The organism is Pseudomonas sp. S1(2024) (assembly GCF_046557535.1).
The window spans coordinates 1-24,582 of the sequence record NZ_JBKGFP010000103.1; the positions used below are offsets into that span (position 1 = coordinate 1).

At 61.9% G+C, this 24,582-nt stretch carries 20 protein-coding genes and 1 tRNA gene; 6 read left to right on the plus strand and 15 right to left on the minus strand.

Annotation, left to right across the window (positions count from 1 at the left end):
- Window positions 1-224: 224 nt before the first annotated feature.
- Window positions 225-1,175 (plus strand): IS110 family transposase, encoded by a 951-nt coding sequence (locus tag ACLCGK_RS27970; protein WP_410951390.1) that lies wholly within the window; start codon window positions 225-227, stop codon window positions 1,173-1,175.
- 193 nt (window positions 1,176-1,368) lie between these two features.
- Here ACLCGK_RS27970 and ACLCGK_RS27975 read toward each other — a convergent pair whose 3' ends face one another.
- Together ACLCGK_RS27975 and ACLCGK_RS27980 are read right to left on the minus strand one after the other, a co-directional pair.
- Window positions 1,369-2,301, minus strand: coding sequence for an NAD-dependent epimerase/dehydratase family protein (locus ACLCGK_RS27975; RefSeq protein ID WP_410953378.1), 933 nt, complete (start codon window positions 2,299-2,301; stop codon window positions 1,369-1,371).
- Window positions 2,294-3,178 (minus strand): sugar nucleotide-binding protein, encoded by an 885-nt coding sequence (locus ACLCGK_RS27980; protein WP_024086179.1) that lies wholly within the window; start codon window positions 3,176-3,178, stop codon window positions 2,294-2,296. Before ACLCGK_RS27980 ends, ACLCGK_RS27975 begins: the two co-directional genes overlap by 8 nt.
- Window positions 3,179-3,442: 264 nt before the next feature.
- On the opposite strand from ACLCGK_RS27980, the gene ACLCGK_RS27985 reads away from it, so the two are divergent.
- Complete coding sequence (locus tag ACLCGK_RS27985; RefSeq protein WP_322265204.1) at window positions 3,443-4,483, plus strand: hypothetical protein; 1,041 nt, start codon at window positions 3,443-3,445, stop codon at window positions 4,481-4,483.
- Window positions 4,484-4,500: 17 nt separating this feature from the next.
- Entirely contained in the window at window positions 4,501-5,295 is a 795-nt protein-coding gene (locus tag ACLCGK_RS27990; protein WP_410953379.1) for a TSUP family transporter, read from the plus strand.
- A 7-nt stretch (window positions 5,296-5,302) separates the two neighbouring features.
- Here the strand turns inward: ACLCGK_RS27990 and ACLCGK_RS27995 are convergent, their stop codons facing one another.
- On the minus strand, window positions 5,303-6,112 hold the full coding sequence (locus ACLCGK_RS27995) for a helix-turn-helix domain-containing protein (protein WP_025337507.1): 810 nt from the start codon (window positions 6,110-6,112) through the stop codon (window positions 5,303-5,305).
- Window positions 6,113-6,290: 178 nt separating this feature from the next.
- On the opposite strand from ACLCGK_RS27995, the gene ACLCGK_RS28000 reads away from it, so the two are divergent.
- Together ACLCGK_RS28000 and ACLCGK_RS28005 are read left to right on the plus strand one after the other, a co-directional pair.
- On the plus strand, window positions 6,291-7,733 hold the full coding sequence (locus ACLCGK_RS28000; RefSeq protein ID WP_013970656.1) for an alanine/glycine:cation symporter family protein: 1,443 nt from the start codon (window positions 6,291-6,293) through the stop codon (window positions 7,731-7,733).
- Window positions 7,734-7,804: 71 nt separating this feature from the next.
- On the plus strand, window positions 7,805-8,794 hold the full coding sequence (locus ACLCGK_RS28005; RefSeq protein WP_410953380.1) for an asparaginase: 990 nt from the start codon (window positions 7,805-7,807) through the stop codon (window positions 8,792-8,794).
- A 126-nt stretch (window positions 8,795-8,920) separates the two neighbouring features.
- On the opposite strand, the gene ACLCGK_RS28010 is transcribed toward ACLCGK_RS28005, so the two are convergent.
- From ACLCGK_RS28010 to ACLCGK_RS28050, 9 genes are all read right to left on the minus strand, one after another.
- Window positions 8,921-9,016 (minus strand) — tRNA-Sec (locus tag ACLCGK_RS28010).
- A gap of 6 nt (window positions 9,017-9,022) precedes the next feature.
- A complete protein-coding gene (selB, locus tag ACLCGK_RS28015) occupies window positions 9,023-10,945 on the minus strand; it encodes a selenocysteine-specific translation elongation factor (RefSeq protein ID WP_410953381.1) in 1,923 nt (640 codons plus the stop codon).
- The gene (selA, locus tag ACLCGK_RS28020; RefSeq protein ID WP_410953382.1) at window positions 10,942-12,369 is read right to left on the minus strand and encodes an L-seryl-tRNA(Sec) selenium transferase; all 1,428 of its coding nucleotides are present in this window, start codon (window positions 12,367-12,369) and stop codon (window positions 10,942-10,944) included. Before selA ends, selB begins: the two co-directional genes overlap by 4 nt.
- A gap of 159 nt (window positions 12,370-12,528) precedes the next feature.
- Window positions 12,529-13,449, minus strand: coding sequence for a formate dehydrogenase accessory protein FdhE (gene fdhE, locus ACLCGK_RS28025; protein WP_410953383.1), 921 nt, complete (start codon window positions 13,447-13,449; stop codon window positions 12,529-12,531).
- A gap of 4 nt (window positions 13,450-13,453) precedes the next feature.
- Entirely contained in the window at window positions 13,454-14,110 is a 657-nt protein-coding gene (locus tag ACLCGK_RS28030; protein ID WP_013970651.1) for a formate dehydrogenase subunit gamma, read from the minus strand.
- Entirely contained in the window at window positions 14,107-15,057 is a 951-nt protein-coding gene (fdxH, locus tag ACLCGK_RS28035) for a formate dehydrogenase subunit beta (protein WP_039614605.1), read from the minus strand. The genes ACLCGK_RS28030 and fdxH overlap by 4 nt, the downstream gene beginning before the upstream one ends.
- Window positions 15,057-18,125, minus strand: coding sequence for a formate dehydrogenase-N subunit alpha (fdnG, locus tag ACLCGK_RS28040; RefSeq protein WP_137108957.1), 3,069 nt, complete (start codon window positions 18,123-18,125; stop codon window positions 15,057-15,059). Before fdnG ends, fdxH begins: the two co-directional genes overlap by 1 nt.
- Window positions 18,126-18,396: 271 nt before the next feature.
- Window positions 18,397-19,158 carry an SDR family NAD(P)-dependent oxidoreductase gene (locus ACLCGK_RS28045; protein ID WP_015268755.1) on the minus strand — a complete coding sequence of 254 codons (762 nt, stop codon included), beginning with the start codon at window positions 19,156-19,158 and terminating at the stop codon, window positions 18,397-18,399.
- Between the two features lie 21 nt (window positions 19,159-19,179).
- Window positions 19,180-19,965 (minus strand): TSUP family transporter, encoded by a 786-nt coding sequence (locus ACLCGK_RS28050; protein WP_367245341.1) that lies wholly within the window; start codon window positions 19,963-19,965, stop codon window positions 19,180-19,182.
- Between the two features lie 199 nt (window positions 19,966-20,164).
- On the opposite strand from ACLCGK_RS28050, the gene ACLCGK_RS28055 reads away from it, so the two are divergent.
- Window positions 20,165-21,547 carry a PLP-dependent aminotransferase family protein gene (locus ACLCGK_RS28055; RefSeq protein WP_061551339.1) on the plus strand — a complete coding sequence of 461 codons (1,383 nt, stop codon included), beginning with the start codon at window positions 20,165-20,167 and terminating at the stop codon, window positions 21,545-21,547.
- A gap of 232 nt (window positions 21,548-21,779) precedes the next feature.
- On the opposite strand, the gene ACLCGK_RS28060 is transcribed toward ACLCGK_RS28055, so the two are convergent.
- From ACLCGK_RS28060 to ACLCGK_RS28070, 3 genes are all read right to left on the minus strand, one after another.
- Window positions 21,780-22,238, minus strand: a complete 459-nt coding sequence (locus ACLCGK_RS28060; RefSeq protein WP_039614600.1) for a hypothetical protein — start codon at window positions 22,236-22,238, stop codon at window positions 21,780-21,782.
- A gap of 311 nt (window positions 22,239-22,549) precedes the next feature.
- Complete coding sequence (locus ACLCGK_RS28065; RefSeq protein ID WP_013970644.1) at window positions 22,550-23,092, minus strand: single-stranded DNA-binding protein; 543 nt, start codon at window positions 23,090-23,092, stop codon at window positions 22,550-22,552.
- Between the two features lie 9 nt (window positions 23,093-23,101).
- A complete protein-coding gene (locus ACLCGK_RS28070; protein ID WP_061551338.1) occupies window positions 23,102-24,496 on the minus strand; it encodes an MFS transporter in 1,395 nt (464 codons plus the stop codon).
- Window positions 24,497-24,582 lie beyond the last annotated feature (86 nt).

Consider the following 24,582-nt stretch of genomic DNA (forward strand, 5'->3'; position numbering starts at 1 on the left):
GGCAAGCCAGCTTGTGTCTTCAAGGTCTCTTAAACTCGAAAGGGTGAGAGCAGTGGATGGCAGACTGAAAGCCAGATGTGCTCTAAAGCACGAGTGGGAGCCTAGTCGCCATCCACCTCTCACTCTGACCTAAGCCCGAACAGTTGAATGAGTGGCGAACTCGTAGTCACAAGCTAGGGCTAAGTCAGAGTGCTCTCACTTCTTGAGTGTAAGAGGGCTTGGCGATGATTTCCTACTTCGTTGGTCTCGACGTTTCGAAAGCGACTCTGGATGTGGGCTTTCTTCCTGAAAGTATTCCCCAGTTCCAGGTCAGGAATGACCCAGAGGGCTTTGCGCAACTGATCGCATGCCTGAACGAGCTTGAGGTCGAACGGGTCTTGCTGGAAGCCACTGGTGGCTATGAACGAGCCGTATTCAAAGCCTTGCGACTGGAGGGTTTGAACGTCATCAGGGTCAACCCCAAGCGCTGTCGGGACTATGCGAGTGCCATGGGCAAAATTGCCAAGACTGACAAGATCGACGCCCAGATGCTGGCGCGGTTTGCCAGGGATTTCGAGGACTTGCCGCAGATAGAGCCTAATCAAGATCGGGATGAACTGGGAGAGCTCATCAAACTCCGTGGCAATCTTGTCCAGCATCGGGATGATGACAAGCGTCGGATGAAACAAACCACTTCAGTTACGGCCATTACCGTTTATACCGAGCATGTCGCTTACCTGAATGATCAGATTAAGGCTTTGGACAAGGCGATTGAGCGCGCCTCGAACGTGCTGGATCGCACGACAGCCATGCGGCTAAGGTCTGTGAAAGGGATTGGCGTCATCAGTTGTGGCACCTTCATGGCCTACCTACCTGAGCTGGGACGCGTGACGGGGCGCGAAATTGCAGCCTTGGCTGGGTTAGCGCCGTACAACAAAGACAGCGGCAAGAAGAGTGGCCCGAGGAAGATCGAAGGCGGGCGTTACAGAGTCCGCAAGGCGGCCTACATGTCGATCTGGTCAATGATCCAGCATGTCCCAGAAGTTAGAACCCGCTATGAAGACCTGATAGCCCGAGGCAAGTGCGCAAAAGTTGCCGCAGTGGCGTGCATGCGCGTGTTGCTGGTGCGCCTGAACGCAATGCTGCGTGACGGAACGGAGTGGAAAGAGCTCAAGCCTCAGGTACCCGCAACCTGATCACGAACGAGGATCGATTTTCTACAAATGCGGGCTTCGCCAACGACACCGCTACGCGGTATCGAGCGAAGCCCTGCCCGAATGGCACGCTTGAAAATAAATTTCTAAAGACAGTTGCTCCCACCGGGACCGCGTACTCGCTCTCGGGGAGCTGGCTTGCCGGCGATAGGGGCGCAAAGCGCCCCCAAGCAATTCAGCCCTTGCCCAGAAGCCGCGACAAGCCCTCGGCCATCGGTGTCGCCTGCGGAAACTCGAACCGCGCCAACAAGCGCTGGTTATCCGCCCGCGAATGGCGAATGTCACCCGAACGTGCCGCCACATAGCTGACCGCCGGCAAGCTACCCACCACCTTCTCAAGCGCTGCCAGCAGCTGGTTAAGCGATGTGGCCTGGTTGAGGCCGATATTCACCGCTCCCTCCTCGACCTGCGGCTGCTCCAGCGCCTGCACCATCACCTGCACTAGGTCGCCCACGTAAAGGAAGTCCCGGGTCTGCTCACCATCACCGAACACGGTAATCGGCAAACCCTGCACAGCACGTTGGGAGAAGATGCTGATCACCCCGGAATACGGCGAGGACGGGTCCTGGCGCGGCCCGAAGATATTGAAGAAGCGGAACACCACCGGCTCCAGGCCATGCTGACGACGGTAGAAGTCCAGGTACTGCTCACTGGCCAGCTTGTCCACGGCATAGGGGGTCAGCGGCGCCTTGGGAGTGTCTTCGGCAATCGACTCGCCTTCACCATTGTTGCCATACACCGCCGCACTAGAGGCGAACAGCACCCGGCGCAGCCCATGCACGCGCATGGCTTCGCACACGTTGAGGGTACCGATGAAATTGCTCTGGTGGGTCCGCACCGGATCCTCGACCGAGGCCTGCACCGAGGCCACCGCTGCCAGGTGCACCACGGCACTGCAGCCAGCCGTAACCTGCGTGACCAGCTTGGCATCGGCGACATCGCCTTCAACCAGTTCCAGCCGAGGGTGGTCAACCTGCAGGTTGCCCCGCTGGCCAGTGGAGAAATCGTCGAGAATGCGTACGGCGTAGCCTTTCTCCAACAACGCATCGCACAGGTGGGAGCCAATAAAGCCGGCACCGCCGGTGATCAGGATGGGGGCGTCAGCCATGGCGGTAGAACCGGTCCAGTAGAGGCGGCAAGCCGGCGCGCCAGGCGCGCGGCTTGATGCCGAAGGTATGAAGGATTTTCTTGCAGGCCAGTACCGCGTGCTGCGGCTCTTCGCTGGCATCCGGCCGTGCGGCATGTGCCTGCGGCGTCGGCGCCTGCACGGCCAGCTGCCGGTACTGGCCTGCCTCGGCGAGGATCGCCTGGCCCAGCGCCAGCGGCGTGGTCGCCTCGTTGCCGGCGTAATGGTAGGTGCCCCACAGCGGCGCACTGCAATCGAGTTGTTTGAGCACCGACAGGATCACCCGGGCGGCGTCGTCGACCGGCGTAGGGTTGCCACGCCGGTCATCGGCCAGCAGCAGCTCCTGGGGTTGCTCGGCGCGGGTCAGGAAGCGGCCCAACGCCCCGTCGATGCTTTCGTCGAGCAGCCAACCAAAGCGCAACAGCACGTGTTGCGGGCAAGCCGCGCGAACGCTCTGCTCGATGCGCCACAGGGCCTGGCCACGCAGGCCCAGCGGTACCGGCTCGTCCTTTTCGCTGTAGGCCGTGGCCCGAGAACCATCGAACACCCGGTAGCTGGATGGCTGAACCAGGGTGATCTGGTGGTGCTGGCACAGCTCTGCCAACCGCTCCACAGCCCGCTCCTGCTGGGCCAGGCGCTGCTCGCTGACCGACTCGGCTTGGAACCAGTCGAAGTAATAGGCCAGGTTGACCAGAGCATCGGGACGATGATCGTCGAGCAGCTGGGTGAGGCTGGCCGGCGTCCAGCCGTTCTCGGGCGGGCGCGGAGCCAGGAATGCGATGTCCTCCTCGGCCCCAAGACGAATCAGCGCTTGCCCGAGGGCATTGCCACCACCCAACAGCATTAGGCGCATACGCATAGAGTCAGCAGATCCGGAGAGGTTGATTGAAGGAAAGGGGTCATTTTGCGGTTTCCGGGCGGGGAAGTCCAACACCGGACCCGTTCGATGCCACAGGCGGTAGTGATTTCAAAGTTCCACCGTTCAATACCGCAACACGCAGAAATCTCCTACGACATACCAGGAACGAGCCGACTTCCGCGCAACAGCACAACCGCATTGAATAGTTGACTCCCCCACTTGCCAGCCGGGGAGCTTCACAAAAACAAGTACAGGGAACGTTCAATGCCTCATTCGGAAGCTGCATACCTGGATTTCAGCCCGGAGCAAAGCAAAGCCATAGCCTTTGCAAGCCAGACCATTGCTGACCTGGGTGGCCCAGAGGCCAAAGGAGTAGCACTTCAGGCTCGTATATTCGCCGATCAACTCGAGCAAGCCTTGAGCGTGGAACAGCGTGGGTTGCTACAACGCTTCAGTGAAGGCCAGCTATCTGCCTTGATGTATAGGCATATGCCTTGTGCCGACGAGCCAATACCAGAATATCTGCCCCACATTTCCGCCCTGGCGCAAAACCCACGCTGCCAATACCTTGCCTCACGCAATCAACTGCTGCTGGAGCTCGTGCGCCACCGCAGTTTCGCCTTCGATATAGATAACGAGGGTAAGCAGGTTCGCCTGGTAGGCAACTTCAAGGGCGGTGGCCGCATTCCGCGACTCGACGAAGATCCCTGCCTGAAAGTTGAAACCAGCTCGCATGCGGGCTTGCGCTTGGGGCCGCACACTGAAGCGCCCTACAACTGCTCGACAATTTCCAGCAACGCTCACTCCCCTGCTCCCTCTGCACTGATTCTGACTGCGCGCTGGAACCCCGCCAATGAACCTACGCATGTCTTCCCGCTCCGGGGAATCATTGAACGCTTGGGTAGCATGGGCACACTTGCACTGACTTCAGCGTCTTTCGACTTCACCCGCAGTGACTGCTTCGGTCACGGACAAGGCAATGCAGGCAAAGCAGTTTCAATACTGCAATTCGAGCCAAATGGTGGTTTCTCTGTTCGTTACAATAGCTATCGCTTCAGTCTGAATGAACGCGCCTGCAGCGCTGCTGCGCGCGCTTTCGACTCCTTTCAAAAAATACTGGATACCACACAACCGTTGGCGTTTGTCCTGCAGCCTGACACCGCACTGCTGATCAACAACAGCCGAGCCTTGCACGGCCGCGACATGGTTCAGGACAACCGGCGCCTGCTTATCCGTCAATTCGGATATTCCCCCTTCGCCGAACCGCTGGTGCTCGCTGAAGACCCGCTGCTGGTGCGTGGCTGATCATAGGAAAACACGCAATGATCGAATTAGATTTAACGCTTGTTCTGACCCTCGCACTGGTGGCACTGATGGCCGGCTTTTTCGATGCTATCGCCGGTGGCGGGGGCCTGATCACGCTCCCGGTGTTGTTCATTGCCGGTATCGAACCCTTGGCGGCAATTGCCACCAACAAGTTCCAGGCGGCTTCGGCTACGGTTTCGGCTACGTGCGCCTTCGCCCGCAAAGGCATGATCGACTGGAGACAAGGCAGTCCAATGGCTGTCATGTCGTTTATCGGAGGGGCGTTGGGTGCCTTGTCGATAACTTACGTGCCCAAAAGCGTTCTGCAGGCGTGCGTTCCACCTCTGCTGATCCTGATAGCCGCCTACTTTGCCTTCAGTCCAAAGCCGAATGAACAAGCGCGCAAGGCAAAGATATCGACCAGCCTGTTCTGCATCACGGTTGCACCGATCATTGGCTTTTATGACGGGATCTTCGGCCCTGGCGTCGGCTCGTTCTTCATGCTGGCCTGCGTGATCCTCTTGGGCCAGCACTTGATACAAGCCGTGTGCACAAGCAAGCTTTTGAACGCAGCCTGTAACCTGGGCGCGTTGTCAGTCTTTTCACTGAGCGGGGCGATCATCTGGCCGCTGGCACTGGCAATGGCATTCGCTGCTTTTGTGGGGGCTCAACTGGGCGCACGCTGCGCAGTACACTTTGGCCCCCGTCTGATCAAGCCATTGCTGGTCTGTGTTTGCTGCATCATGGCAATCAAGTTGCTGCTCGACCCAGGCAACCCTGTTGGCAAGTGGTTACATCAACTTGTTCTCTGAAAAAACATTACTCGATTTCGAACAGACTGTTACGCAACGGCCCCACGCTGAGGCGCTCACGCACATCGTCATCTATGCGTGGATCATCCGGCTGGTACAGTTTTACCTGCCGGTAGACATTGATGCGATTGATCTCCTCTCCCAGGTAGTCCCACACAACCCGAGTGCAGGCCGGGTTGCGCCGGTCTCCGCTGGATACGCCGGCCTTCAGGCCGTTGAGGCGGGTAATGCGGCTTTTGAAACTGGGGATGAGGATAGTCTGGCTCATCTCGTTGAACGTCAGCGACTCGTAATCGACCAGGAACATCCGGTCCTGCAGCTGGAACGCCGCTCCCAGATAGCGGCAACGCACCTCGGCATGGGGGTTGGTGGCGCTGGAACGCTCCTGGCGTTCCTGGCGTTCGAAAAGGAACTGCCCGCGCTCCTCCCACAGGTGCACCAATGACACCAGGACCGTGCCCGGAACCGACATGCAGTTGGAATATTCCAGGTAGTAACCGCAATAGCGCGACAGGTTCCCCGCATGGGCGTGCAACGGACGGAACAGATCACTGATCGGGTCGCCAGGCTGCTCGGCCGGGGTCGACACGCGAGCACCGATCAGGCGGCTGAACTGCTCGGGTGGCAAATGCAATTCGTAATCTTCTACCCCGAAGAAATCGCCGATGCGCTTGAGGTTGTAGGCCGTCGGGCGGCTTTGCCCACTCAGGTACTTGTTGAACTGCGCGCGGTTGATCGACAGCTGGCGGCAAACTTCGGAGATAGAGCGGTAGTGGCTGCAGGCCAGTTTGAGGTTGGTAGCGAAATGATCGCTCATGACTCGGGACTCAGATGACGCGAATGGCGCAATTGTAGCATCAAGTTGCACCAAATCAGAGCAACCCGCGAAATTGTAACCGCTCTTGTCATAGCCAACCATGCGCCCCACGAATAGCGGTGCGCCTGCCGTCCGCTGATCTTTCCACACGAACAATAAGAATCGAGGTCATTTTCCAATGCTCGAAGTACTCAACGATTTCCTCTCGGGGAAACTTCTCATTGTGCTGATCGTAGGGCTGGGTAGCTACTTCACTATCCGCTCCCGGTTCGTCCAGTTCCGCCACTTCGGCCACATGTTCGGTGTGTTCAAGGAATCGCTGCGTGGCCAGGCAGGCCAGCTGAGCTCCTTCCAGGCCCTGATGCTGAGCCTGGCTGGCCGCGTTGGTGCCGGTAACATCGCCGGTGTCGGCATTGCCGTGACCCTGGGTGGCCCAGGCGCCGTGTTCTGGATGTGGGTCACCGCACTGGTGGGTATGTCCAGCAGCTTCTTCGAATGCACCCTGGCCCAGGTCTACAAGCGCGCCGATGGCGACGGCCTGTACCGTGGTGGCCCGGCGTACTACATCCAGCACGGCCTGAAGCTGAAAAGCATGGCCATCGTGTTCTCGGTCCTGCTGCTGGTCACCTACGGCTTCGCCTTCATCGGCCTGCAGTCGTACACCGTGACTCACTCGCTGCAGAACGCCTTCGCCTTCGACCCCAAGCACACCGGCATCGTCCTCGCCGTGCTGCTGGCCATCACCTTCATCGGCGGCATCAAGCGCATCGCCGCGGTGTCGGACCTGCTGGTACCGGTCAAGACCCTGGCGTACATCGGCGTGACCCTGTACGTGATCGGCACCCAGATCGAGCACGTGCCAGCCATGCTGGAAACCATCTTCAAGAGTGCCTTCGGCCTCGACCCAGCGTTCGGCGGCCTGCTCGGCAGTGCCATCGTCATGGGCGTGAAGCGTGGTGTGTTCGCCAACGAAGCGGGCCTGGGCAGTGCGCCAAACGTCGCAGCCGTGGCCGCCGTGAAACACCCGGGTGCGCAGGGCGTTGTCCAGGCATTCAGCGTGTTCCTCGACACCTTCGTGATCTGCACCTGCACCGCGCTGCTGATCCTGCTGTCGGGCTTCTACACCCCGGGCTTCGAAGGTGACGGCATCGTCCTGACCCAGAACTCGCTGGCCGCCGTGGTTGGTGACTGGGGCCGCGTGTTCGTCAGCGTGGCACTGTCGCTGTTCGTGTTCACCTGCATCCTCTACAACTACTACCTGGGCGAGAACAGCCTGCAGTTCCTCAGCCGCAATCGTGTGGTACTGATGGTATTCCGTGGCCTGGTACTGGCGCTGGTTGTATGGGGCTCGTTGCAGGACCTGTCGACTGTGTTCGCCTTTGCCGATATCACCATGACCTGCCTGGCCTTCGTCAACCTGGTGGCCCTGGCCCTGCTGTTCAAGGTCGGCCTGCGGGTGATGCGCGACTACGACGACCAGCGCAAGGCGGGCGTCGACCAACCGGTGTTCGACTCGGCCAAGTTTGCCGACCTGGACCTGGATCGCAATGCCTGGCCTGCCAATCCGCAGGCGGAAACAGCCACTGACAAAGCAGTCGGCGAAGTCCAGACTCAACGCTGATATTCTCCCCTGCCAGCCGCCCCGTCCGTGGGCGGCTTACCTTCTTCCGCTCACCGCTACGGATACTTCCCATGCGAGCAGTAAAGAATCTCCTCGTGCTCTATACCGGGGGCACCATCGGCATGCTCGAAACCCCCGAAGGCCTGGCGCCCGCCGGTGGCTTCGAAGCACGCATGCGCGAACACTTTGCCCAGTTGGCCGACGCCCCCCAGGTGCAATGGACCTTGCAGGAACTGAACCCGCTGCTCGACAGCGCCAACATGCAACAGCACAACTGGCTGGCGATGCGCGATGCCATCGTCGCAGCGGTAGAGGTGGCTGGCCATGATGGCGTGCTCGTACTGCATGGTACCGACAGCCTGGCCTACAGCGCCGCGGCGTTGTCGTTCCTGCTGCTGGGCCTGCCGGTGCCAGTGCTGCTGACCGGCTCGATGCTGCCTGCAGGTAGCGCGGACAGCGACGCCTGGGGCAACTTGTGCGGCGCACTGCGCCAGTTCGAACAAGGGCTGGAAGATGGCGTGCAACTGTACTTCCATGGGCAGCTGCTGCATGGCTGCCGGGCGTCGAAGCTGCGCAGCGAGGCGTTCGATGCCTTTGCCGCGCTGCCGCGCCATCGTGACAGTGAGCGCGCAACGGCGATCCCTGCCGAGCTTGGCTACAAGCACCCGCGCCAGCCGGTCAACCTGGCGATAGTGCCGGTGTTCCCGGGCCTGCAGGCCGGGCACCTGCAGGCACTGCTGGGCAGCGGCGTGCAGGGGTTGCTGCTGGAGTGCTACGGCAGCGGTACCGGGCCGTCGGATGACCAAGCGTTGCTGGATGTGCTGAGCGCGGCACGCCAGCGGGGTGTAATGCTGGCAGCTATCAGCCAGTGCCCTGAGGGGTCGGTGGTGTTCGATACCTATGCGGCGGGTAACCGCTTGCGCGGGGCCGGGCTGGTCAGTGGCGGGGGCATGACCCGGGAGGCGGCGCTGGCCAAGATGGTTGCGTTGCTGGGGGCCGGGCTGGATGTGGACACGGCGGAGCGGTGGTTTGCCCTGGACCTGTGTGGGGAGCGGGCCTGAGTGTTGCCTGGTCTGGCCCTATCGCCGGCAAGCCAGCTCCCACAGGGATAACACAAGGCCTGAGGCCTGTGGAGTACCTGTGGGAGCTGGCTTGCCGGCGATAGGGCCCTGACAGGCAAAAGAAAATGGCGGAAGGCAGCGGGAGTCGAACCTGCCCGGGAACGGCTGCCGTCCCCAACCGGGTTTGAAGCCCGGCCGCGCCACCGGGCGCGATTGCCTTCCTTGAACTCAGTGCCTGGCCTGCTGCTGGGCCAGGGCGCTGTCGGCGCGAATGTGACGCTGATCGGCCACCCTCCGGGTCAGGCCGATGCGGTCGAAGTACTCCAGAATCTGCACACTGCGCTTGCGACCGATGCCCAACATATCGCGAAACGCGGCAACCTGCACTATCGGCGTTTCACTGGCCTGCCCCAGCAGCAGCTCTGCCATGCGCTGTAGCGTCGCCTCGGGGTAGAACAGATCGCGCACCACCTGGTGCACCAGGCCCAACCGGGCCAGCTTGCGCAGCAACAGGCGCACATCGGCTTCGGCACAATTTTCCTCGCTCGCCAGCGTCCGGACCCAGGGCGGATCGTATTGCCCCGCCAGCAACTTCGGTTGCAGACTCGCCCATAATGCACTGTCGGCTTCGCTCAACTGCACCTTGTGATCGGGCAGGTGCAGCCAAGGCCCGCTGCTGGCAATGGCGCCGTCTTCGAGCAACTCATCCAGCAGGCTGACAAAAGCGGGCCGCTCCAGCGGCAAGGCAGCAAAGCGGCGCAGGCGGTCGCGGTCCGGGCCGAGCTGGTCGGGCTCCTGTTCATGGAACCGCACCAACTGCTCCAGCACCTGGCGCTTGAGCGCCTGCCACCGGACACTGGCAAACAGCAGTTGGCCCTGCCGCGTGGCCACCACCAGCACATCTTCCGGCAACTGCCAGGTTTCGCGCAGGCGATTGAACTGCCGTTCCACACGTTGCGGGTCGATACCCCCGGGTGCGCTGGCAAGCAGTGCCGGCAAGGCCTGCTCCAGGTCCTCGGCATCACGCAGCACCTGCAATTGGCGCAGGCGCTCATCACTGCGACGCTGACGGCTTGGCGCGAACGGATCGAGTACCTTGCCGCCCCCCAGTGTGCGCTGGGCACGCTGATCGCGCAGCACCAAGCGGTCGCCGTGTACCGCCTGCAGCGGCGCGTTGAGCAGCAACTGGGCGAACATGCGCTGGCCTGCCACCAAGGTTTCACCCTCGAGCAAGGCTACCCGGGCCGTTACATCCTGGGTGCCCAGGTGCACGTGCACAGCGCTGAAATGCTCGAAGGTACGGGTCTCGCCCGGCAACAGGTTCAGCTCGATATCCACCCGCACGCTAGGCGCATGCAGCCACTCGGGCACCAGCCAGTCCCCCCGGCGCACCTGCTCCACCGCCAGGCGTTCGGCAGCAATGTTCAGTGCCACCCGCTGGCCCGCTTCGGCCACCAGTGCGGCCTGGTTCTGCGCATGCAGGCCACGCACCCGCACCGGTTTGCCGGCCTTGCCCAGTAACAAGGTGTCACCGGCACTGACCCGCCCGGCCAGCGCCGTGCCCGTGACCACCACACCCGCACCGGTAACGGCAAAGGCGCGGTCGACGGCCAGGCGGAAACCGCCGCGCACGCTGCGCTGGCACACGCGCTGTTGCGCGGCCAGCAAGGCCTGGCGCAAGGCATCGATACCTTCGCCGGTCACACTGGACAACGGAAACTGCCGCGCACCGGCATATGGGCCCGGCGCCAGAAGTTCGCTGACCTGTGCCTGCACTTCGGCCAGGCGGGCCGGCTCTACACGGTCGCATTTGCTGATCGCCACCAGGGCTTGTGGGATGCCCAGCAACTCGATGATCGCCAGGTGCTCGCGGGTTTGAGGCATCACCCCGTCGTCGGCCGCGACTACCAGTAGTACCAGATCAATGCCATGGGCGCCGGCCAGCATGTTGTGGATAAAGCGCTCGTGACCGGGCACGTCGATGAAGCCGGTCAGCGCTGCGCCCTCGGTCAACGCCGCATAGCGATAGCCAAGGTCGATGGTCATGCCACGGGCGCGCTCCTCCTGGCGCTGGTCACCGGCCTGGCCGGTCAGGGCCTGGAGCAGTGCGGTCTTGCCGTGGTCGATGTGGCCGGCGGTACCAACGATCACTGTACCGGCCCCAATTGCAGGGTGGGCAACTGAGCCAGCCACTGGGCCTCGTCATCCAGTTGGCGCAGGTCCAGCCACAGGGCGTCATCGTCGATTCGGCCGAGCACTGGCACGGGCAGACCGCGCAAGGCGCGCTCCAGTACATGCAGGCTGCGCCCGCGCAACTTCTTCGACACCTGCGGGCGCAGGCACAATGCCGCGCTTGGCAGGCGGGCCACCGGTTGGCTGCCACTGCCAATCATGCCCAACGCCGGCTCCACACTGACCGCCCATTGCTCGCCGAGGCGGGCTTTGATTTCAGGGGCCAGGCGCTCGGCCTGGGCCTGGATTTCGGCCTGACTGCGGGTCAGCAGGCGCAGGCTGGGCAGGCGCTCGGCCAGGCGGTCGGGGTTGCGGTACAACGCCAGCACCGCTTCGAGTGCGGCAAGGGTGATCTTGTCGACCCGCAGCGCGCGCTTGAGCGGGTTCTTCTTGATTCTGGCGATCAGTTCCTTGCGCCCGACGATGATTCCGGCTTGCGGCCCGCCCAGCAGTTTGTCGCCGCTGAAGGTGACGATATCGGCGCCGTCAGCCAGGGCCTGGCGCACTGTCGGCTCGGAGGGCAGGCCCCAGCGGGTAAGGTCAAGCAGGCTGCCGCTGCCAAGGTCTTCAAGCAACGGCAAGTCATGTTGGTGGGCGATACGCGCCAGCTCGGCGGTGGGCACCTGGGTAGTGAAGCCCTGAATGCTGTAGTTGCTGCAATGCACCCGCATCAGCAGGCCCGTACGCGGGCTGATGGCGGCCTCGTAGTCACGGGCGTGGGTGCGGTTGGTGGTGCCGACTTCGTGCAGCTTCACGCCGGCGCGGGCCATGATGTCGGGGATGCGGAAGGCACCGCCGATCTCGATCAGTTCACCGCGTGAGATGATCCCCTCCTTGCGCGCACCCAGGCTGTTGAGCGCCAGCAGCACGGCGGCGGCGTTGTTGTTGACCACGGTGACGGCTTCGGCGCCTGTCAGCTCGCGGATCAGGCCCTCGATCAGGTCGTCACGGTCGCCGCGCTTGCCGGTGGCCAGGTCGAACTCCAGGTTGAGCGGGTAGCGGGCGGCGGTCTGCATGGCCTCGATGGCCTCCTCTGGCAACAGGGCGCGGCCGAGGTTGGTGTGCAACACGGTGCCGGTGAGGTTGAACACTCGGCGGACCTGGCTGCGTTGCTGGGTGGCCAAGCGTTCGCCAGTGCGGCCCAGCAGGACTTCAGCGGCCAGTTCGGCGGTGCTGAGCTGGCCGGTGCGGGCGGGGTCGCGCAGGTCGTCGAGCAGTTGCCGCAGGGTGGCGAGGACCGCGTCGCGACCGTGGCGGTCGATCAGCGGGAGGCAGGCAGGGTGGCGCAAAAGGGTGTCGATGGAGGGCAGGCGTGGGGTGTCGCTGGCTAGGCTGGAGGACATGCGGTACTACCTTGGACTGATCCGTTGTCTGTACTGGCCTCTTCGCGGGTAAACCCGCTCCTACAAGGGCCGCGCAAGCCTCAAAAGCTGCGCGGGCCCTGTGGGAGCGGGTTTACCCGCGAAGAAGGCGACTCGGTCTTACAGTGTAGACACTCTCCATTACCCGGGTGCGAGCATCAGGTTCGGTGCCAACCGATGGAAGCCCTCCTCGTCCAGGCGAATGTCCAGTGCCAGGCTGGCCAGGTCATCGGCCAGCGGCTCGGCCGCCGCATCGTTTTCCAGGTAGTTCTGCTTCAGGTAGCTCTCGCACTCCGGGCAGCACTCCGCCCGTAGCGGCGCCTTGCCCGGCGCATGGCGGTCATCGTCAAGGCTGGTATAGCGCAGGTCCTTGCTCGACTCGCAGTACACGCATTTGACCCGTACCACGTGCCATTCGCAGGCACACAGCGAACAAGCCAGGTAGCGCAGGCCATTGTGCTTGCCGCGGTTGCGCACCACCCCGGCCATCGCCGGCGAACCGCAGGCCGGGCACTGGGCCAGGCTGTCGGCGGGCTTGAGCTCTGGCGCGGGCAGCGCCAGCAACCAGCTGGACCAGGCCGCCTGCAAGGCCGCCCCAATGAACGGCACCAGTGCTGCGGGCACTGCGTCGTACTGGCCGGCGAGCAAGGCGATGCCCCAACCCTTGCGTTGATGGTCGTCACTGCTGCGCAGGGTTTGCAGCGCCTCCCCCAACGGACCGCTGGTGTCCGCGTCGAGGTGCTCAAGCAAGGCCTGCAGCCAGACCAGCCACGGCCCTTCACGCACCAGGCTGTCCGCCGCCAGTGGCGGCAAACCATGACTTATGCACAGGCGCTGACGCTCCTCGGCCACCGGCATGCCAGCGGGGGGGTTATCCACAAGCTGCTGCTGGATACGGCACAAACGAGCCACCAGCTTCAGATATTCGCCAAGGGCATTGCCCTCGGCCAGCTGCTCCAGGCGCGCGGCGCGCAGTTCGAACAGGTTGGCGGGGGGCAGGTACAGAAACGGCGGCATCACTGCCGACGCTTCGATCTGCCCGGGTTCGAGTATCGTGCTCAAGCGCTCATCCTTCTTTTCGTCCGTGATTGCCCGGCGTCTTGTCACCAGTCACTTCGCGGTACCACAACTCATGGTGCTTGCGCGCCCAGGCGCGGCTGACCCAGCCATGCAGCATGGCGCCGATCGAGCCCTTGATCCAGATACCGGCGTAGATGTGCACGATGATGCTGAGGATCAGCACGAACGCCGCCAGGGCGTGGAGCAGCGCAGACAGGCGAATGACCTCGATGCCGAACAAATGGCTGAAGTATGCGCGCCAGATCACCACGCCGCTGACCAGCAGAACCAGCATGCACACCAGCAGGGTCCAGAACAACAGCTTCTGCCCGGCGTTGTACTTGCCGATCGGTGGCACACCCTCCTCCTTGTTGAGCATCACCCGGTCCACCCGGCGCAGCCACAGTCGGTCATTGGCAGTGATGAAATTGGCGCGCCAGAAACGCAGCACCAGGCCGAGGAAGAACACGAACATCGCCACCCCGAGGAAGGGGTGCAGGATGCGTGTCCAGGGCCCACCGCCGAACAGGTTGCTGAGCCAGAACAGCGCCGGATGGAACAGCGCCAGCCCCGACAGGCCAGCCAGGATGAACAGGATCGCGACGACCCAGTGGTTACTGCGCTCGTTGGCGTTGTAGCGCAGGATGGGTTTGTTGTCGTTCATGGTCGCTGCTCCCCTTGCCCACCGGGCTTGGTCGGATCATAGACATGGACCGACGGGTCCACCTGGTGCACGCTTTCATCCGCGGGTGTCGGGTGTTCGTCCTCCTCCACCCGTTGTGGCCCTACCCGCACATAGTGGAAGAACCCGGCCAGCACCGCAGCCCCCATGGCCAGCAGCGCCAGCGGCTTGGTAAAGCCCTTCCACAGCCCCACCAGCGGGCTGATCACCGGCTGGTCCGGCAGGCCGGCGTACAGCTTCGGCGTGTCGGCATGGTGCAGCACATACATCACGTGGGTGCCACCGACGCCGTCCGGGTCGTATAGCCCAGCCTTGTCGTAGCCTCGCGACTTGAGATCAACGATGCGCTCGGCTGCGTGCACCTTCATCTCATCCTTCGTGCCGAACACGATCGCCCCGGTCGGGCAGGTTTTCACGCAGGCCGGCTCCAGGCCCACGGTCACGCGGTCGGAACACAGGGTGCACTTGTACGCCTTGTGGTCCTTCTGCGAAATACGCGGGATATTGAACGGGCAACCGGTGATGCAGTACCCACAACCGATGCAGTGGTCCTGGTTGAAGTCGACGATGCCGTTGGCGTGCTTGATGATCGCTCCCGGGCTCGGGCACGCCTTCAGGCAACCTGGCTCGGCGCAGTGCATGCAGCCATCCTTGCGAATCAGCCACTCCAGATTGCCGTCGTCGCGCTCGTGCTCGGTAAAGCGCATCAGGGTCCAGGTCTCGGCAGTGAGGTCCTGGGGGTTGTCGTAGGTGCCGTGGTTGTGGCCGACCTCGTCACGCAGTTCGTTCCACTCCGAACACGCCACCTGGCAAGCCTTGCAGCCGATGCATTTGGTGGTGTCGATCAGCTTGGCGACTTCCTGCTGCTGGCGTACCGAAGGCGGTACGGTGGTGGTGGCCGAGCGGGCGATGATGTCTTGGCTGGCCATCAGAGTTTCTCCACTTTGACGAGGAACGACTTGGACTCTGGCGTCTGGGTATTGCCGTCACCCAGGAAAGGCACCAGGGTGTTGGTCAGGTAGCCATGCCGCGTAGCCCCGGTGAAGCCCCAGTGCAGCGGGATGCCGATCTGGTGCACGGTCTGGTTGTTGACCTGGAGCGGGCGAATCCGCTTGGTCACTACCGCCACCGCATCGATATGCCCGCGCTTGCTCGATACCCGCACCCGGTCACCAGCCTTGATACCTTTCTCGTTGGCCAGCACCTCGCCGATTTCGACGAACTGCTCGGGCTGGGCAATGGCGTTGAGCCGGCAATGCTTGCTCCAGAAGTGGAAGTGCTCGGTCAGCCTGTACGTGGTCGCCGCGTACGGGAACTCGTCGTGCTTGCCGAGGGTGTCCCACACCGAGTCGAATACCCGCCCGGCCGGGTTGCTGGTGGCCTTCTTGTTCTGCGGGTGCAGCGGGTTGATGCCAATCGGCGTCTCGAACGGCTCGTAGTGCTCGGGGAACGGGCCTTCGGCCATCTTGTCGATGGCGAAGAACCGCGCCACGCCTTCGGGGTTCATGATGAACGGGTTCATCCCCGCCTCGGGCGGCGAGTCGACCTTGAAGTCGGGCACGTCGGTGCCGGTCCAGGCCTTGCCGTTCCACCACACCAGGCGCTTCTTCTCCGGGTCCCACGGCTTGCCTTGCGGGTCGCTGGAGGCACGGTTGTAGAGGATGCGGCGGTTGGCCGGCCAGGCCCAGGCCCAGTTCTGCACTTGGTGCATGCCGTACGGGTCGCTGTTGTCACGGCGAGCCATCTGGTTACCCTGCTCGGTCCAGCTGCCGGAGAAGATCCAGCAACCGGACGCAGTGCTGCCGTCGTCCTTGAGCTGGCCAAAGCCCGCCAGTTGCTGGCCGGCCTTGAGCACTGCGCCAGTCGGATCGGTGACGTCCGTCACCGCCCAGCCGTTCATTTCCTTGGCCAGCTCCTCCGGGGATGGCTCTTCAGGGACCTTGTATGGCCAGTTGATGTTCATCAGCGCGTCAGGATAGGCGCCGCCTTCGGCCTGGTAGCGTCGGCGCAGGCGCAGGAACAGCTCGCTCATGATGTGAACGTCGGTGCGGGTCTCGCCCGGGCCGTCGGCGCCCTTCCAGTGCCACTGCAGCCAGCGGCTGCTGTTGACCAGCGAGCCGTCTTCCTCGGCAAAGCAGGTAGTGGGCAGGCGGATCACTTCGGTCTGGATGTTGGCCGTGTCGACATCGTTGAACGGCCCGGCGTTGCGCCAGAACTCCGAGGTCTCGGTGGCCAGCGGGTCCATGATCACCAGCCACTTGAGTTTGCTCAGGGCGGCAGTGACACGGTTCTTGTCCGGCAGCGCGGCAATCGGGTTGAAACCTTGGCACATGTAGCCGTTTACCTTGCCCTGGCCCATCATCTCGAACATGCGCAGCACGTCGTAGGCCGGCACATCGAGCTTGGGCAGCCAGTCGTAGCCCCAGTTGTTCTCCGCCGTGGCATTGGCGCCGTACCATGCCTTCATCAGGCTGACATGGAACTTGCCGTAGTTCTGCCAGTACGACAGTTGGCCAGGACGCAGTGGCTTGGAGGCGCGCTTGTCGATATAGGCGGCATAGTCCTGCTCGGCATCGCCGGCAAGGGTCAAGTAACCCGGCAACGAGTTGGACAGCAGGCCGAGGTCGGTCAGGCCCTGGATGTTGGAGTGCCCGCGCAAGGCGTTGACCCCGCCACCCGGCATGCCGACGTTGCCCAGCAGCAACTGCACCATGGCCGCACTGCGGATGATCTGCGCACCGATCGAGTGCTGCGTCCAGCCCAGCGCATAGAGGATCGTCATGGTCTTGCCCGGTACCGAGCAGGTGGCGATCTCTTCCCAGATCTTCAACATGGCGTCCTGCGGCATGCCACAGGTCATGCTTGCCAGTTCCGGTGTATAGCGGCTGTAGTGCTGCTTCATCAGCTGGAACACGCAGCGCGGGTGCTGCAGCGTCGGGTCGACCTTGGCAAAGCCGTCTTCACCCAGCTCGTAACCCCAGCCGGACTTGTCGGAATATACGCGCTTGGCCTCGTCGTACCCGCTGAACAGGCCATCCTCGAAGCCATAGTTCTCTTTGACGATGAACGATACATCGGTGTAGTTGCGCACGTACTCGTGCTGGATCTTGTCATTGCTCAGCAAGTAATTGATCAACCCGCCCATGAAGGCGATGTCGGTACCGGTACGAATCGGTGCGTAGTAGTCGGCCACCGAAGCGGTACGGGTAAACCGCGGGTCGACCACGATCAGCCGCGCCTTGTTGTGCGCCTTGGCCTCGGTCACCCACTTGAAGCCGCACGGATGCGCTTCTGCTGCATTGCCACCCATCACCAGGACCAGATTCGCATTGGCGATATCGGACCAGTGGTTGGTCATGGCGCCACGGCCGTACGTCGGGGCAAGACTTGCCACCGTCGGGCCATGTCAGACACGAGCCTGGTTATCGAACCCCAGCATGCCTGTTGCGCGGATGACCTTGTGGGTCAGGTAGCCGGCCTCGCTGGAGGCGGCGGAAGCAGCAAGAAAACCGGTGGTGAGCCAGCGGTTGACCGTTTGCCCCTGGGCGTTCTTTTCGATGAAGTTGGCGTCGCGGTCCTGCTTCATCAGGTCGGCGACGCGATCGAGCGCCTCGTCCCAGCTGACCCGCACCCACTCCTTGCTGCCCGGCTTGCGTACCTCGGGGTACTGCAGGCGGCTCGGGCTGTGGATGAAGTCCAGCAGGCCAGCGCCTTTCGGACAGAGGGTGCCGCGGTTGACCGGGTGGTCGGCGTCACCTTCGATATGGATGATGTTCTGTTTGACGTTCTTGCCCGCATCGCCCTGGCTGTACATGATCAGGCCGCAGCCGACCGAGCAGTAAGGGCAGGTGTTACGGGTTTCCTTGGTATGCGCCAGCTTGAAGTGACGCACCTGCTCGGCGAATGCGGGTGTCGGGGCCATGCCCAACGCCGCAAGGCTCGAGCCTCCAAGGCCGACGGCGGCGACCTTGAAGAACTGCCGACGGTTCAGGTCCATCGTGCACTCCTGATCAGGTGGTGGACGCACGGAACATGGCCGGCGCCTCTTGGTAGTCACGGTGGCGGCCAATTGATGGCCGTCAACCGTTAAGACTAGCCAAGAATCGAGAAGGTGCGATGACATGGGTCAGCTGAAGGCGCTGTGTTGCCTGATTCGCGGGTGAACCCGCTCCCACAGTTACTGCACATGCCCGAAGCAGGGCGCTATTCCTGTTGGAGCGGGCGTGCCCGCGAACACCGGCAACGCCCGGCCATCCACCACCGGCCGATCAGCAAAGCGGCAGGTTGCGCACCACGTTCAGCGCCGCACTGCTCTGGGCCACCGGCATGATCTCGATGGTATTGATGTTCACATGCGCCGGCTGCTCGGCAATCCAGGCCACCGTGGCCGCGATGTCCTCGGGCAGGATGGCCTCCACGTCCCGATACAGCGCCTGCACGGCATCCAGATCACCGTTCAGGCGCACCACCGAGAAATCGGTCCCCGAGCACAGCCCAGGCTCGATGTTGCTCACTCGCACGCGGGTGCCCGCCAGATCGGCGCGCAAGTTGAGGCTGAACTGGCGAACGAAGGCCTTGCTGGCGCCATACACGTTACCGCCCGGGTAGGGATAGGTGCCGGCGATCGAGCCGATATTGATGATCATGCCGCTGTCAGCTTCCACCATCTGCGGCAGGATCTTGTGGGTGACCATGGCCAGGCCAGTGATGTTGGTGTCGATCATCCGCTGCCAGTTTTCCGCACTACTGGCCTGGGCACGGTCCACGCCCAGCGCCAGCCCGGCATTATTGACCAGCAGGTCGACCTGCAGTGACGCATCACTAATCTGCTCGACCGCCTTCTCGAGCGACACCGGGTCGGTGACATCCAGCGCCAGCGGAATGAAATTGACGCCTAGCTCGGCGGCCAGCGCTTGCAGCTTGTCCATGCGCCGGGCGCCACCGATCACGCGGTAGCCTTTGCCGATCAAGGTACGGCAGATGGCGCGGCCAAAGCCCGAGGAGGCGCCGGTTACGAATGCAGTTTTCATCAGTTGTCTCCTATGGAAGGGTCAGGCCAGGTACTTAACGCCCAGGCTGGTGAACAGGCAGAGCATCGAGAACACCAGCGCCTTGCGCACCACTTCGTTGCCCTTGCGCAGGGCCAGTGCACTGCCAAGGTGGTTACCGAGGATGTTGCAGGCCACCAGCGGCACCGCCAACAGGTAGACGACCTTGCCGGCAATGACGAAGGCCACCAAAGCGCCGATGTTGGATGCGAAGTTGAAGGTTTTTGAATTGGCCGAGCTGGAGACCAGGTCCATGCGCAGCAGGTAGTGGAACGCGATGATGAACATGCTGCCGGTACCCGGGCCGAAGAAGCCGTCGTAGAAGCCGATGGCCAGGCAGGTCAGCGGTACCACGGTGAAGAGCATGCGCGATGACAGTTCACGCTCCTCGACCAAGCGGTCCTTGGGGGTGAGGAAGATGAGGATGCCGAAGGGGATCAGCGCCAGGATGATCTTGCCCACGGCTTCCTGGGAGATCGAGACGATCAGGTGCGCTCCCAGGTAGGCACCGAGCAACGAGAATGGCACGCCGACCAGCGCCACCTGCCAGACCATCTTGCTGTTGGCCAGGAAGTTGCGAATGGCTGCCAGTGTGCCAAGGGTACTGACCAGTTTTTCCTGGCCGAGGGCAACCTGCGGTGGCATGCCGACCAGCAGAAAGCCCGGCACCAGGAACAACCCGCCGCCACCGGCAATGCTGTCTACGAAGCCGGCAACGAAAGCGATAGCCCCAAGCATGAGCACCGCCAGCAACCAGTGTTCCGCCCAGAAAGCGCCCAGAATTTCCATAGCGAAGTCCATCCAGTGGAGTGTCCTGCCAAGCACAACGCAAGTGTGCATGTCCCAATCAGCGCGATGATTGTAATTACAAAAATTGAATCGATGCAATATAGAATTAAATCGACTCAATGGCGAAGATTGCCATCATTACCCGCATCTTGGCTTTCATGCTAGGCTGCGCGCAATTGCAGAATCTGGTGCCATTTCCATGTGGGTCCCTCAATACGGCGATCAAACCCAGCCGGTTTACCTGATGATCGCTAATGCCCTTGAACAGGACATCGAAAGTGGTCGGCTTGCAGCAGGCGATCGTTTGCCCACCCTCAAAGACCTTGCCGAGGCACTGAATGTAACCCCCGGCACCGTTGGAAGAGCCTACGACGAAGCCGCCAAGCGCGGCCTGGTGGTTGGAGAGGTAGGCCGTGGCACATTTGTCAGGCAGTTGCGACAGCGGTTATCCGCCCCGTCGGTGCCTACACCAGTTACTGGCGAAAGCAGCCAGATCGATCTCTCGATCATCAAACCCAACGACGCCCACATGAGTGAGTGGCTGGGTGCGGCGATCAGCGAGCTGGCCACCTCTGCGGACCTGGGACAGGTACTCGACTATGTGACAGAAGGTGGTCACACCTCCCACAAACAAGCAGGTGCAGACTGGATTCGGCGCTGGCTGCCTGGCGCGCGCTGGCAACAAGTTGTACTGACCTCTGGCGCCCAGCATGGACTATTGGTGGCCATAAGCAGCCTGTCGAAGAGCGACGATGTGGTGCTGTGCGAATCGTTCTGCTACCCAGGCATCATCTCCCTGGCCCACAGCATGGGCCGCCGCCTGCGTGGCGTGGCCATGGACGAGCATGGCCTTATTCCCGAGGCATTGCGCGCGGCCTGCCTGGAGCATCGCCCTTCCCTGTTGGTGTGTGTCACCACCCACCAGAACCCCACCAACTCGATCATGCCCCACGCACGGCGCCAGGCCATCGCAGAGATCGCCCGCGAGTTCGACCTGTTCATCGTCGATGACGATATCTACGGCTTCCTTGAACCCGCACCGGATTACCAGCCACTGGCGGCGTACGCGCCAGAACGTTCGGTGTATCTCACCAGCCTGTCCAAAAGTGTGCTGCCGGCGCTGCGTATCGGTTACCTGTACGCCCCACCGCAAACCCTCTCGCGGCTATCGTCGATGGTACGCAGCAGCGTCTGGATGCCATCGCCGTTGATGGCACAACTGGCCAGCAACCTGATCAACAGCGGCATGGCCGACCAGTTGGTGCGAGAACAACAGGAAGAGGCTGCCGCGCGCCAGCAAATGGCCCAGGAGATCCTTGGCAAGTACAAGATCCGCAGCCAGCCCAACAGCTTCCACATCTGGCTGGAGTTGCCCGAGCCGTGGACCAGCGACGAATTCGCCAACCTGGCGCGTAACAACGGCGTCACTGTAGTCAGTGGCAGCCAGTTCCTGCCAGAGCGCAGCCACGCCAGCTGCGGCGTGCGCATCGCCTTGATGGCCCCCAGCCGTCAGGAGTTGGGCTTTGCCCTGACCAAGCTGGTCAGCTTGCTGGACTCGCCGGAGCCGCGGTTGTTTTATTGAACTGGACTGGTATTGGTGTAGTCGTGCCATTGGGGCACTATGCGCCCGTTTCGCGACGCGAGACCACTCCAACAGGCACTCGGTGTCACAGGGCTCGATTTGTAGCCGTCAACCAAACAGGTACAGCAGAACGGCACCAGCCAAAAGATCTGAGGGCAGACTGTCAAGCAAGAGGCATAACTTGAATCAATGACGAATGTGACTCTAACAAAGCCCGAACATACTCGCTCGACTACAAGTCGATGAATACACTGAAATTATCTCCTTCCAGATATCGGACAGAAACCTGACCGCTAACATCTTGCCCATCTTCCGTTACAAACTTGTAATGGGACAGGAGAAAATCCTCCCGATAAACAATGCCTTCATCCCGCTGCTTCCCGCCCCACGCCATTATCAACCCGCCGGCCATTGCAACGAGGCCGGAATTCGCTTGTATGTGTTGAATCAGAGTTGGGCCTGAAAACCGGTCATAATAAATAACCTCAGGCCCAAACAGGAAGATGCCAAGGCCCAGTGCGGAAATTGCGAAACCAATGCCTATTAGTACTCGACCGTAAAACGCAGCGTCCCCAGCAGGCCCCTCAAGATGAGCCGCATACATCTCGGAAAAACCGGAGACATCGTAGTTTCGCGCGTCTGATTTCAGGTTTATTTGACCTAACAGGCATTCCTTCTCAGCACTTTGCATGATCCACTCCTTTAAAAAGTGAATACTAAGCGATCAGGGAAAGAAAAAGTGCGCTCCACTAAAACTTCAGAAGTCTCTGACATTTACGGTCAGCGTTTCCTATAACCATATAAAATTGGCAATATCTTATAGGCATTTTTCCTACTCAATGGGCTGCCGAGATTCCCGCAATATCGCGAAGCTGGCGCCCTATCCTCGCCGCTTTCTTTCTAGAGGAAAGCCCGCACAGCACTACCACTGTTTGCTCATAAAAAAACCCAAGACATCTGCCTTGGGTTTTTGGTTTTTTGCCAGCTGCTTAACGGCTTGGATCAGAACGGAATATCGTCATCGAAGCTGTCGAAGTCAGCCGCCGGCTGCGGGGCTGGCTGCTGCGGGGCCGGGCGCTGAGGAGCCTGTTGCGGGCGCGGGGCCTGCTGGCGTGGGGCCTGGTTGTACTGCTGCGGCTGGCCGCCACCGTAGTTGCCGCCACCTTGGTTGTACGGGTCACCGCCCTGCTGCTGGTTCTGCGGGCGACCGCCGAGCAGCTGCATGGTGCCGTTGATGTCGACGATGATCTCGGTGGTGTAGCGCTTGATGCCGTCTTTTTCCCACTCGCGGGTCTGCAGCTTGCCTTCGATGTAGCACTGCGAACCTTTGCGTAGATATTCGCCGGCGATTTCGGCAACCTTGCCGAACAGCGACACACGGTGCCACTCGGTACGCTCGACCTTCTGGCCCGACTGCTTGTCGGTCCACTGCTCGCTGGTAGCCAGGCTCAGGTTGGTCACGGCGTTACCGTTGGGCAGGTAGCGGACTTCGGGATCCTGGCCACAGGTGCCGACCAGAATGACTTTGTTAACCCCACGGGCCATAACGTTCTCCTAGGCTTCGCACGCCGAAGAGGCCGGGTTCACCAGGCGCTCGAGGGTCGTACGGTCCAAAATTTTCGTATCCAGTTTGATATAGATGGCGGCTTCTTCCGCCACCACGACGGCGTCGGTCACACCCGGTACAGCCATCAGGCGCTCGGTCAGGCCGGCTTCCCGGACTGCCTCTGGCGTCAGCGGCATGCGCAGGCTGGTCACATAGGGCGGCTCGTTCATGCGCAAGGCGACGACCAACCAGATGGCACACAGTACCGCACAACCGAGGAACACCATGTTCAGCCCGCCGTGCTGGAACAACCAGCCACCGAGGATTCCTCCCAGGGCAGCACCGAGGAACTGGCTGGTGGAGTAAACCCCCATTGCCGTCCCCTTGCCACCTGCAGGCGACACCTTGCTCACCAGCGAAGGCAGCGATGCCTCCAGCAGGTTGAATGCAGTAAAGAATACCACGGTGCCGATCACCAGTCCGCGCAAACCGTCAGCCCACTGCCAGAAGAACACCTCCACCAGCAGCAACACACTGACCGCCCCGGCCAGCACGCGTTTCATCTTGCGCTTTTTTTCGCCATAGATGATGAACGGGACCATTGCAAAAAATGAGATGAACAATGCGGTCAGGTATACCCACCAGTGCTGCTCCTTCGGCAGGCCGCCGCGCTCGACAAAGGCCAGTGGCAATGCGACGAAGCTGGCCATGAGGATGGCGTGGAGGATGAAGATGCCCACATCCAGGCGCAGAAGGTCCGGATGGCGCAGGGTCGGGCCGATGGCCTGGCGCGCCACACCCGACTCACGGTGCTGCAGGATGCTGTGGGTATTGGGCACCACAAAGGCGATCAGCAGGATGCCGACCAGGGCAAGTCCTGCCGTGGCGAGGAACAATCCTGACAAGCCAAAGGCACGAGTCAGCAATGGGCCGACGACCATGGCGACGGCAAACGAAAGGCCGATGCTCATGCCGATCATGGCCATGGCCTTGGTCCGATGCTGCTCGCGGGTGAGGTCGGACAGCAGCGCCATGACCGCAGCGGAAATCGCCCCGGCCCCCTGCAGGATACGCCCGGCAATCACCCCCCAGATAGAGTCGGCCTGGGCCGCCAATACACTGCCCAGGGCAAAGATGACCAGCCCCAGGTAAATCACAGGCCGGCGGCCGATGCGATCGGAAATGATCCCGAACGGGATCTGCAATACGGCCTGGGTCAGGCCATAGGCACCAATGGCCAGGCCGATCAGCGCAGGCGTGGCACCGGCCAGGTCCATGCCGTAGGTGGCCAGCACCGGCAAGACCATGAACATGCCCAGCATACGAAAGGCAAAGACCAGGGCCAGGCCGCCAGCGGCGCGGGTTTCGCCGCCACTCATACGCTCGTTGTGGGTGTCGTGCATGGATTAACCTCGTGTGAACCGGCGGCGATTCTATCAGTCCGACAGCTTGACGGCATCTACGCGACGCTTTGCCGCGTAATGGCAGG

What these genes read in the sequence shown, in the direction of transcription:
- ACLCGK_RS28005 (WP_410953380.1), top strand. Translation starts at nt 7,805, where the DNA reads ATGCGAGCAGTAAAGAATCTCCTCGTGCTCTATACCGGGGGCACCATC.
- ACLCGK_RS28030 (WP_013970651.1), bottom strand. Translation starts at nt 14,110, where the DNA reads ATGAACGACAACAAACCCATCCTGCGCTACAACGCCAACGAGCGCAGT.
- ACLCGK_RS28060 (WP_039614600.1), bottom strand. Translation starts at nt 22,238, where the DNA reads ATGCAAAGTGCTGAGAAGGAATGCCTGTTAGGTCAAATAAACCTGAAA.
- ACLCGK_RS28045 (WP_015268755.1), bottom strand. Translation starts at nt 19,158, where the DNA reads ATGAAAACTGCATTCGTAACCGGCGCCTCCTCGGGCTTTGGCCGCGCC.
- fdxH (WP_039614605.1), bottom strand. Translation starts at nt 15,057, where the DNA reads ATGGCCAGCCAAGACATCATCGCCCGCTCGGCCACCACCACCGTACCG.
- ACLCGK_RS28050 (WP_367245341.1), bottom strand. Translation starts at nt 19,965, where the DNA reads ATGGAAATTCTGGGCGCTTTCTGGGCGGAACACTGGTTGCTGGCGGTG.
- ACLCGK_RS28000 (WP_013970656.1), top strand. Translation starts at nt 6,291, where the DNA reads ATGCTCGAAGTACTCAACGATTTCCTCTCGGGGAAACTTCTCATTGTG.
- ACLCGK_RS27970 (WP_410951390.1), top strand. Translation starts at nt 225, where the DNA reads ATGATTTCCTACTTCGTTGGTCTCGACGTTTCGAAAGCGACTCTGGAT.
- ACLCGK_RS27975 (WP_410953378.1), bottom strand. Translation starts at nt 2,301, where the DNA reads ATGGCTGACGCCCCCATCCTGATCACCGGCGGTGCCGGCTTTATTGGC.
- ACLCGK_RS28065 (WP_013970644.1), bottom strand. Translation starts at nt 23,092, where the DNA reads ATGGCCCGTGGGGTTAACAAAGTCATTCTGGTCGGCACCTGTGGCCAG.
- ACLCGK_RS27995 (WP_025337507.1), bottom strand. Translation starts at nt 6,112, where the DNA reads ATGAGCGATCATTTCGCTACCAACCTCAAACTGGCCTGCAGCCACTAC.
- ACLCGK_RS28070 (WP_061551338.1), bottom strand. Translation starts at nt 24,496, where the DNA reads ATGCACGACACCCACAACGAGCGTATGAGTGGCGGCGAAACCCGCGCC.
- ACLCGK_RS27985 (WP_322265204.1), top strand. Translation starts at nt 3,443, where the DNA reads ATGCCTCATTCGGAAGCTGCATACCTGGATTTCAGCCCGGAGCAAAGC.
- ACLCGK_RS27980 (WP_024086179.1), bottom strand. Translation starts at nt 3,178, where the DNA reads ATGCGTATGCGCCTAATGCTGTTGGGTGGTGGCAATGCCCTCGGGCAA.
- ACLCGK_RS28055 (WP_061551339.1), top strand. Translation starts at nt 20,165, where the DNA reads ATGTGGGTCCCTCAATACGGCGATCAAACCCAGCCGGTTTACCTGATG.
- ACLCGK_RS27990 (WP_410953379.1), top strand. Translation starts at nt 4,501, where the DNA reads ATGATCGAATTAGATTTAACGCTTGTTCTGACCCTCGCACTGGTGGCA.
- selA (WP_410953382.1), bottom strand. Translation starts at nt 12,369, where the DNA reads ATGTCCTCCAGCCTAGCCAGCGACACCCCACGCCTGCCCTCCATCGAC.